Here is a 296-nt window from a genome sequence, read left to right on the forward strand (position 1 = left end):
GTACAAAGCAGAAGCCGGCCGTATTGCTGATTCCATTATCGGGCCGCAAACTATCAGCGGTTCGCACTCGCTGAGTGCTGCACGCGGCGCACTGCGCGTTCTCAAAAGCAAGCGGGGCAAGGGCGCACATGCGGCACTGCTCGGGGGTTTGGTTGTGGGCGCGTTGGTCGAGCGCGGGCACGCGGACAAGGCAGAAGCCCTGACCATTGAACTGAGCCGACAGGCGGCCATCGCCAAATAAAGGGTGTATATGAACCTGACCGGAATTCACGCCGAATATTGGCGACAACGTAAGG

At 59.5% G+C, this 296-nt stretch carries 1 protein-coding gene; it reads left to right on the top strand.

Annotated elements, in window-relative coordinates; translation table 11 throughout:
* On the top strand, positions 1–241 hold a 241-nt coding region (locus AC1RO3_RS09040; RefSeq protein ID WP_481764087.1), incomplete at its 5' end, for a hypothetical protein.
* Positions 242–296: the final 55 nt, after the last annotated feature.

The organism is Dellaglioa sp. CoH-57-MRSF-19 (genome assembly GCF_056781975.1).